Annotated in this window: 8 protein-coding genes; 6 read left to right on the forward strand and 2 right to left on the reverse strand. The window is 75.3% G+C overall.

The features are described 5' to 3' along the window. Positions 1 to 494: 494 nt before the first annotated feature. The 4 genes from PKE99_RS12845 to yhjD all read left to right on the forward strand — a co-directional run bounded on the left by PKE99_RS12845 (position 495) and on the right by yhjD (position 5,290). The gene (locus PKE99_RS12845) at positions 495 to 1,721 is read left to right on the forward strand and encodes an MFS transporter (RefSeq protein ID WP_051737507.1); all 1,227 of its coding nucleotides are present in this window, start codon (positions 495 to 497) and stop codon (positions 1,719 to 1,721) included. Between the two features lie 242 nt (positions 1,722 to 1,963). Then, complete coding sequence (locus PKE99_RS12850; protein ID WP_051737508.1) at positions 1,964 to 3,148, forward strand: winged helix-turn-helix transcriptional regulator; 1,185 nt, start codon at positions 1,964 to 1,966, stop codon at positions 3,146 to 3,148. A 12-nt stretch (positions 3,149 to 3,160) separates the two neighbouring features. After that, a complete protein-coding gene (gene trpS, locus PKE99_RS12855) occupies positions 3,161 to 4,189 on the forward strand; it encodes a tryptophan--tRNA ligase (protein ID WP_037046362.1) in 1,029 nt (342 codons plus the stop codon). A 12-nt stretch (positions 4,190 to 4,201) separates the two neighbouring features. Next, complete coding sequence (yhjD, locus tag PKE99_RS12860; protein WP_306470738.1) at positions 4,202 to 5,290, forward strand: inner membrane protein YhjD; 1,089 nt, start codon at positions 4,202 to 4,204, stop codon at positions 5,288 to 5,290. A 69-nt stretch (positions 5,291 to 5,359) separates the two neighbouring features. Here the strand turns inward: yhjD and PKE99_RS12865 are convergent, their stop codons facing one another. Then, positions 5,360 to 6,577: a D-alanyl-D-alanine carboxypeptidase family protein gene (locus PKE99_RS12865; protein WP_037046365.1), complete on the reverse strand. Its 1,218-nt coding sequence runs from the start codon at positions 6,575 to 6,577 to the stop codon at positions 5,360 to 5,362. Positions 6,578 to 6,671: 94 nt separating this feature from the next. Continuing rightward, positions 6,672 to 7,118 (reverse strand): SRPBCC family protein, encoded by a 447-nt coding sequence (locus PKE99_RS12870; RefSeq protein WP_037046650.1) that lies wholly within the window; start codon positions 7,116 to 7,118, stop codon positions 6,672 to 6,674. Positions 7,119 to 7,161: 43 nt separating this feature from the next. Here PKE99_RS12870 and PKE99_RS12875 point away from each other — a divergent pair, with 43 nt between their 5' ends. Both PKE99_RS12875 and PKE99_RS12880 read left to right on the forward strand, forming a co-directional pair. Then, on the forward strand, positions 7,162 to 7,539 hold the full coding sequence (locus tag PKE99_RS12875) for a cytidine deaminase (RefSeq protein WP_037046653.1): 378 nt from the start codon (positions 7,162 to 7,164) through the stop codon (positions 7,537 to 7,539). Positions 7,540 to 7,602: 63 nt separating this feature from the next. Next, on the forward strand, positions 7,603 to 8,892 hold the full coding sequence (locus tag PKE99_RS12880) for a thymidine phosphorylase (RefSeq protein WP_037046367.1): 1,290 nt from the start codon (positions 7,603 to 7,605) through the stop codon (positions 8,890 to 8,892). Positions 8,893 to 9,141 lie beyond the last annotated feature (249 nt).

Consider the following 9,141-nt stretch of genomic DNA (forward strand, 5'->3'; position numbering starts at 1 on the left):
GTGAGACGACCCGACCGAGACCCGACGACCACGAGGAGCCCGAGATGCGCAACCGCGCCTGGTGAGCACCGCACACCCGACAGCGACCCGACGAGCGAGGAAGAGACCGCAGATGCGCAACCGCGCCTGGTGACCCGGCCACCTCACGGACCAGCACCCCACAGACCCCATAAACCCCTCCACAGCCCGCTCCCGAAGCCCCCGTCGAGACCCCTGAACCCACCGGCCCGCGCCGCCCGCTCCCACTTCCGGGGGGCGCTCCCGGGCCGGCTCCGCACACCCGTCCGCGTGGAAAGGGGTGCGCGGTCCGACGTCCTGGAGCAGGCTGAGGCGACCGGTCACCGCCGAACGACGACCGCCCGCCGAGCGATCCGCCGGGACTCTCCGGCTCCGGTCGCTCACGTTCAGTATCGATCTACGGGCCCGGTGGACCGGGCGGTACGGGCGGCAGCCACCTCGGGGGGATCGTGCGTCGGAGAGTCACGCGACCGAGCGTGTTCCGCACTGCGGAGTTCCGCGCCCTCTGGGCGGCGGAGCTCGTCTCGATCTGCGGCGACCAGCTCGCGCGCGTCGCGTTCTCCGTCCTCGTCTACGGCCGCACCGGCTCCGCGGCCTGGGCCGCGGCCGTCTACGCGCTGACCTTCCTGCCGGCGCTGCTCGGGGGTGTGCTGCTCGGCTGGGTGGCCGACCGCTTCCGCCGCCGCGAGGTCATGGTGCTGGCGGACGTCGCCCGCGCGCTGCTCGTCGTGCCCCTGGCGGTCCCCGGGATCCCGCTCGCGCTGCTCTGTCCGCTGCTGGTCCTGGTGGTGGTGCTGGCCTCCCCGCACACCGCGGCCCAGGGTGCGCTCCTGCCCGAGGTGCTCGACGGCGAGGAGCTGCTGGAACGCGGCTTCGCCGTCCGGCAGATCACGAACCAGACCGCGCAGATCGCGGGGTTCGCCGTCGGCGGCGCCCTGTTGGTGCTGATCAGCCCGAGCGTCGCGATCCTGCTGAACTCCGCGACCTTCCTGCTCTCGGCGTTCTTCGTGCGGGTCGGCGTCCGCAGGCGCTCGGCACCCGCCGCCTCGGCCGACGGCGCCGGACCGGCCGCGCTGTCCTGGCTCGCCGACATCCGCGAGGGCGCGCGCACGGTCTTCGCACACTCCCGGCTGCGCACGCTGGCCCTCGCCGTGTGGCTGGTCGGCGGCTACGTCGCGCCCGAGGCCCTGGCCGTCCCCCTGGCCGACGAGCTCGGTGCCGGCCCCTGGGCGGTCGGGCTGCTCATGGCGGCCGACCCGGCGGGCAGCGTGCTGGGGGCGCTCGTGATCAGCCGCTGGGTGCCCGAGCGGCTGCGGGAGCGGGCGATCCTGCCCTGCACCGCGCTGGCCGGGGTGCCCCTCGTGGCCTCGATGTTCGTGTCGAACGTCGCGGCCGTCGTGGTGCTGTGGGCGGTCACCGGGGCCCTGTGCACCGCGGCGCTCGTCCCGGCCCAGGCCGTGTTCGTCCGCACGACACCCGGCGAGGTGCGCGGCCGGGCCACCGGGCTGGCGGCGTCGGGCCTGATCGCGGCGCAGGGGCTCGCGATCCTGGTCTGCGGCCTGCTGGCCGAGCGGTGGGGCGCGCCCCTGGCCGTGGGGATCTGCGGGGCGGCGGGCGCGCTGCTCGCGAGCGCGCTGATGCTCACCCGCGGGGCGCGCGCCGAGCGAGCGCCGCACCGCGTGCGCGCGGCCCGGGAGGGATAGGGGACACGACGCCCGGGGGTGCGGGCAGCCGGGGCCCGCACCCCACTCGGTCGTTCACCAAGAGCGGTTGCGCTGCACGGTGATCTCCCCTGGGCGTGTCGACGAGCGCCCTCGATTGTCGGCCTCGCCGCGTCCACCTGCGGGTGAAAAACGGTGACCGCTCCGTCGCTCAGCGTGCGTCCGCGCAGGTCCGCGTTGGTCCGACAGGGTCGGTTCCACCTGTCACCGGAGCGGGCGGCGGGGTGACCGCGCGCCTCGGCGGCGGCCGCCCCGCCTCACTCGACCCCCCTGGTCGTCGGGCTCGTCGGGCGGGATCCCGCACTTCGATCGACAGAGCCAGCACGACGCTACGATCGGGCCCACCGTCCGGTCAAGCGAGAAACCCGGTCAAGGGGGAAGCCGTCACCGACTCGACCGTCACCCGGGAGCCGGTTGCGCCCCGCCCGGGCGCACCGGTCGCGTCGGCGTCCTCTCCGCCCCCGGCCGACGGGCCCACCCGGGCCGAGCCCACGCCGCTCGACCTGGCCACCGCCCTCCTCGCCGACACCTGGACGCTGCTGATCCTGCAGCGGGCGCTGCTCGGCGTCCGGCGGTACGGCGGGTGGAAGCGCGCGCTCGGCATCTCGGACGCGTCGCTGTCCAGCCGCCTCCGCGCGCTCACCGACGCCGGCCTGCTCGAGACCCGCCCCTACCGCGACGGCGGCCGGTCCCGGCACGAGTACCGGCTCACGGCCTCGGGCCGCGACACGTGGGCGCTCCTCACCGCGATCTGGCTCTGGGAGCGGGCGTGGGTGCCCCGCGAGGTGCCGCTGCCCGACCCCGTGCACACCGGCTGTGGAGCCGTCACCGACCTGCTCGTGACCTGCGTGCACTGCGACCTGCCGGTGGGGCTCGACGACCTGGACCTCGACCCCGGGGCCCGCGTCCCGATCGTCGGGCCGCCCGGTGCGCGGCTGCACCCGCGACGCAGCCGCGCCACCCTGCCGGCGGACCCGCTCTCGGCCTTTCCCGGCGCGATGGAGATCGTCGGTGACCGCTGGGGCGCCGCGGTGCTGTCCGCCGCTCTGGTCGGGACCCGGACCTTCTCCGCCTTCGAGCGCGCCCTGGGCGTCTCGCCCGACGTCCTGGCCGACCGGCTGCGCCGGTTCCGTGCGCTCGGCGTCCTCGACCAGGACCCGGACGGCTACCGCCCGACCGCGCGCGGCCGCGCCACCTTCCCGATCCTGACCTGCCTCGCCGACTGGGGCCGGCGGTGGCTGGCGGCCGAGGGGCGGCCCGCGGCGTACGAGGGCGTGCACCGCGCGTGCGGGCGGCCCTTCCGCCCGCGGCTGCGCTGCCGCGGGTGCCGGGAGGAGCTGGCGTTCGGGACCGTCGTGCCCGCGGACCTCGTGCCCGGTGGCGGGCGTAACCGGGTCGACGGCGGTTGAGAGACTGGTCCCATGACCGGGACCGACACGACCGCGCGACGTCCCCGGGTGCTCTCCGGGATCCAGCCGACCGCCGACTCCTTCCACCTCGGGAACTACCTCGGCGCCGTGCGGCAGTGGGTCGCCCTGCAGGAGGACCACGACGCGTTCTACTTCATCCCGGACCTGCACGCGATCACCGTCGACCACGACCCGGCGACGCTGGCCGCACGCACCCGCAACGCCGCCGCGCAGCTGCTCGCGCTCGGTCTCGACCCGGACCGCTGCACGATCTTCGTGCAGTCCCACCTGCCCCAGCACTCCCAGCTGACGTGGATCCTCGACTGCTACACCGGGTTCGGCGAGGCCTCCCGGATGACGCAGTTCAAGGACAAGGCCGCGAAGCAGGGCGCCGAGCGGGCGAGCGTCGGGCTGTTCAGCTACCCGGTCCTGATGGCCGCGGACATCCTGCTCTACCAGGCGGACCGCGTGCCGGTGGGCGAGGACCAGCGCCAGCACCTGGAGCTGACCCGCAACCTCGCGCAGCGCTTCAACCAGCGCTTCGGCCCGACGTTCACGGTCCCGGAGCCGTTCATCCCGGCGGGCGCGGCGAAGATCCAGGACCTGCAGGACCCGACGATCAAGATGAGCAAGTCGGCGTCGACGCCCGGCGGGATCGTCGAGCTGCTCGAGGACCCCAAGCGGATCGCCAAGAAGATTCGCTCGGCCGTCACCGACAACGAGCGGGAGATCCGCTACGACCCGGAGGCGAAGCCGGGCATCGCGAACCTGCTGACCATCTACTCGGCGCTGAGCGACCGCAAGGTCGCCGAGATCGAGGCGGAGTACGCGGGCAAGGGCTACGGCGACCTCAAGAAGGACCTCGCGGAGGTCGTCGCGGATTTCGTTGCTCCGCTGCGGATGCGGGTACAGCAGTACCTGGGGGACCCCGCCGAGCTCGATCGGGTGCTCGCCCGGGGAGCCACCCGGGCGGGTGAGGTCGCCGGCGCGACGCTGGCGGCCGTCCACGAGAGGATCGGGTTCCTGCCGCCGACGAGCTGATGGGGTGAGGGCGTGGCCGGGCCGACGACGGACGAGAAGACCCGCGCGAGCGCGGCCGACGACGGGGCGAAGGACACCGACGACGGCCCGAGCGCGATCGAGAAGGCCCGGGAGCGCATGCCCTGGCTCGACCACCTGATGCGGGCGGGGACGCGGTACACGGACCGGCACGGCGACCACTACGCCGCGGCCATCACCTACTTCAGCGTGCTGGCGCTCGTGCCGATCCTGATGGTGGCGTTCGCCATCGCCGGGTTCGTGCTGCAGAGCCAGCCCCAGCTGCTGCAGCAGATCCAGGAGGGCATCACCGCGCAGGTGCCGGGCCAGCTCGGCGACACGATCAACCAGGTGATCGACCAGGCCATCAGCTCCGCGGGCGCGGTCGGCATCATCGGCCTCGTCGTCGCGCTGTACTCCGGCATCGGGTGGATGGGCAACCTCCGCGAGGCGCTGTCCGAGCAGTGGGCGCAGCCGCCGGAGACGCCGAACGTCGTCAAGAAGACGCTGTTCGACCTGATCGCGCTGGTCGGCCTCGGCCTGGCGCTGGTGCTGTCGTTCGCGGTGTCGGCGGCGGGCAACGCCTTCGGCCGGCTGCTGCTCGACCTGGTGGGCCTCGGCGGCCAGGCCTGGGCCAGGTTCCTGCTCGCCATGTTCGCCGTGCTGCTCGGTCTCGCCGCGAACTGGCTGGTCTTCCTCTGGGTCATCGCCCGGCTGCCGCGCGCGCCCGTCGCGGTGAAGAGCGCGATGCGCGCGGCCGTGATCGGCGCGGTCGGCTTCGAGGTCCTCAAGCAGGTCATGACGATCTACCTGTCGTCGGTCACCCAGTCGCCGGCCGGCGTCGCGTTCGGCCCGATCATCGGTCTGCTGGTCTTCGCGTTCTTCACCTCGCGGTTCATCCTCTTCGTCACCGCCTGGGCGGCCACGGCGAAGGAGAACGAGCAGGAGGAGCCGGTCGAGGTGCCGGCGCCGGCGGTGATCCGGCCCGAGGTCGTCGTCCGGTCCGGCCCCAGCCCCGCCGCCGCCGCGGGCCTGCTCGGCGCCGGCGCGGTCACCGCGGTCGGCGGGCTCCTCGGCCTGCGTGCGCTCCGTCCCCGCCGCTGACCCGTGCGCGCCGACTGCCCCTAGAGGGGCAGTTGCCGCTCACGACCCCGGTTACCTGCGGGAACCCGGTCAGCCGCGACGTCGTCGGGCCAGGACGATCCCCGTCCCCGCGATGAGCACCAGCGCCACGGTGGCCGCCACGGCCCACGCCCGGACCGGGTGCGTCGCGGGCGCCGGGGCGATCGCCACCGGGGCCGGTGCGGGCGCCGGGGCCGGGGTCGGCTCGACGGGCCGGGCGTCGACGACCGTGCCGACCGAGGCCGTCGGCGGCAGCCCGAAACCGTAGTCGAGCAGCGCCCCGGCCTGCGCCATCATCCGCACCGGGTGCTGCTCGGCGCGCACGAGCGCGACCACCAGCCGTCGGCCGTTCCGCTCCGCGGCGCCGACGAAGGTGTGCCGGGCGGCGTCGGTGAAGCCGGTCTTGCCCGCGAAGGCGCCGGGGTAGGTGTGGAGCAGCGGGTCGTCGTTGGCCAGCATGAAGCCGGGCCGGTCGGCGAAGCCGGGGAAGGGCACGGTCGGGGCCGCGAGGGTCTCGCGCACCAGCGGGTCCCGCAGCGCCACCCGGAAGAACACGGCCAGGTCGTAGGCCGAGGTCGACATGCCCGGCCCGTCGAGGCCCGACGGCGTGGCGGGGCGGGTGTCGAGAGCCCCGAGCTGCTCGGCGCGGGCCTGCATCGCCTGCAGGGTGGCCGGGACGCCGCCCATCGTGCGGGCCAGGGCCATGGCGGTGTCGTTGCCCGAGTTCAGGAGCAGCCCGGCCAGCAGCTGCCGCACGCTGTAGTGGCCGCCGGGGCCGATGCCGGCCTTGCTGCCGTCGACCTGGACGTCCTCGGGCGCCACGACGACGTCGGCGTCCGGGTCGAGCTGCGCGCGCACGACAAGCGTGGTGAGGATCTTCAGCGTCGACGCCGGACGCTGCCGCCCGTGCGGGTCGTGCGCGGCGAGGACGGCACCGGAGTCGAGGTCGGCGACCACCCAGCCCGCGGCGCTGACGGCGGGCGGCGGGGCGGCGCCGTCGGGCAGGACGTCCCCGCACCCGCCGAGCCGCGCCCCGCCGACGGGCTGCTGCGGGACGGCGACCGGGGCCATCGCGACCGTCTCCTCCCGCGCCGGCGGGCCGGGTGGGGCCTCGTGCCCGGGGCAGACGCCCGCGGGGGCCGGTGCGGCGAGGGCGGGCGGCTGGGTGGGAGTGGTGTACGGGGCGGCGCTCGCGGAAGGCGTGGCGAGGGGCAGCGACAAGATCGCGGCGACCAGCGCACCCACCGTCGACCGCCGCCACGCGTGCATGATCGCGACCCTACGGCCGTACCGCCCGCGCGCCCATCGGCCGTTCGGCCCGTACCGGCGAGTGCTTCGGCACCACTCGCCGCGTACCGGCGCGTCAGCGCTCCAGCTCGGCCTTCATCCGCTCGAGGGTCCGGATCATGCCGTCGACCATCATCCCCTCGCGGTCGCGGCCGAGCAGGCCCGTGCCGGCGAACAGCTTCGCCGGGACCGCGAGGGCGCCCGTGCGCTCGCGCCACTCGGACAGCTGCGTGCCGCCCTCGATCGGCTCGATCCGGAAGCCCCACGTCATCGCGCTCTCCAGGACCGTGAACGCGAACGCCTTGCCCGGCACGCTCTCGATCACGCGGCAGTGCGTGCGCCAGCGGATCCGCCCGTGCCGGTTGAACCCGACGAACCGCGCCCCGACGACCGGGCCGGTCGCGCCGCCGCGCCACGCCCCGCCGGTGCACTCCGGGCTCCACTCGCCCATGCGCGTGATGTCGCTGACCAGGGCCCAGACCTCGTCGGGGGTCGCGTCCACGACGACGCTCGTCTCGTCCACGATCACATCCTGCACGGCGTCCGGCAGGATCGATCGGGTGACCGTGGGAGATCGGGAGTGGGACCGGCTGCGGGCCGCCGCGGTCGAGGCGGCGGCCGCGGCGTATGCGCCCTACTCCGGCCTGCACGTCGGCGCCGCCGCCCTGTGCGACGACGGCCGCGTGGTGACCGGCTGCAACATCGAGAACGCCTCCTACGGCCTCACCCTCTGCGCCGAGTGCACCCTCGCCGGCCAGCTGCGGATCACCGGCGGCGGGCGGTTCGTCGCGGTCGCGGTCCGCTCGGGCGCGGGGGACCTGCTCATGCCGTGCGGACGCTGCCGCCAGGTGCTGTTCGAGCTGGGCGGCCCGGAGTGCACCCTCGACACGCCGCGCGGCGTCCGCACCCTCGCCGAGATGCTGCCCGACGCCTTCACCCTGTGAGTGCCCACTGCCCCTAGAGCAGCAGTTGCCGCTCACGACCCCACCTGACCAGGGAGGACGCGCGTGACCCACTCCGCCGTCGACGTCATCGCCGCCAAGCGGGACGGCCACCGCCTCAGCGACGCGCAGATCGACTGGGTGGTCGCCGCCTACACCCGCGGTGATGTCGCCGACGAGCAGATGTCCGCCCTCGCCATGGCGATCCTGCTGAACGGCATGGACGACGCCGAGACGGCCCGCTGGACCCTCGCCATGATCGAGTCCGGGGAGCGGCTGGCGCTGCCGGACGTCGGCCGCCCGCTGGTCGACAAGCACTCCACCGGCGGGGTGGGGGACAAGCTCACCCTCCCGCTCGCGCCCCTGGTCGCGGCGTGCGGCGCGGCCGTCCCGCAGCTGTCCGGGCGCGGCCTCGGCCACACCGGCGGCACCCTCGACAAGCTGGAGGCGATCCCGGGCTGGCGGGCCGAGCTGTCGACCGAGGAGATCGCCGCCCAGCTCGCCGAGGTCGGCGCCGTCGTCTGCGCGACCACGCCCGCGCTCGCCCCGGCCGACCGCAGGCTCTACGCCCTGCGCGACGTCACCGGCACCGTGCCGTCGATCCCGCTCATCGCCAGCTCGATCATGAGCAAGAAGATCGCCGAGGGCACCGACGGGCTGGTCCTGGACGTCAAGGTGGGCAGCGGCGCCTTCATGCGGACCCGCGAGGCCGCGCAGGAGCTCGCCCGGCGGATGGTCGCGATCGGCGCGGCCGAGGGCCTGCCGACGCGCGCGCTGCTCACCGACATGTCCGTGCCGCTGGGGCGCGCGGTCGGCAACGCGCTGGAGGTCGCCGAGGCGGTCGAGGTCCTGCGCGGCGGCGGGCCGCCCGACGTCGTGGAACTCACCCTGGCCCTCGCCCACGCCATGTTGGGGCTCGCCGGGATCGACCCGGAGGCCGACGTCGACCCGGCGGAGGTCCTGGCGTCGGGCCGGGCGTTCGAGGTCTGGGAGCGGATGATCGCCGCACAGGGTGGCGACCCGGGCGCACCGCTCCCGACGGCCGCGCACGTCGAGACCGTCGACGCACCGGCCTCCGGCGTCCTGACCAGGCTCGACGCGCTGGCGGTCGGCACGGCGGCCTGGCGGCTCGGGGCGGGCCGGGCGCGCAAGGAGCACCCGGTCCAGGCCGCGGCGGGGGTGCGCCTGCTGGCCGGGATCGGCGACGAGGTGCGGGCCGGCGAGCCGCTGCTCGAGCTGCACACCGACACCCCCGACGCGGTGCCCGGTGCGCGGGCCGCGCTCGACGACGGCCTCGCGATCGGGGACGAACCGGCCGAGCGGGGCCCGCTGCTGCTCGACGAGGTCCGCGCCTGAGACCGTTTCCGCAGCTCATCCGCGCTTCCGCGGCGCGGCGCGCCCGGGCGGGCCCGCCAGAAGGGATCGCGGTCCGTCGGGCACCATGGAAGGGATGCGCGAGTACCGGAGCCCCAGCACGCCGGCTGGTCCCCGGCCCGAGGACCTGCCCGGGCCGGCTCCGGCGCGCGCGGACGACGCCGAGGCCCCCGAGCGGGGGGAGCCGCGCGCGGACCGGCCGCCCGCCCCCGGGCCCGCCGCGCCGAACGG

This window comes from Pseudonocardia halophobica (genome assembly GCF_027922425.1).
In the GTDB taxonomy this organism is placed as follows: Bacteria; Actinomycetota; Actinomycetes; order Mycobacteriales; family Pseudonocardiaceae; genus Pseudonocardia; species Pseudonocardia halophobica.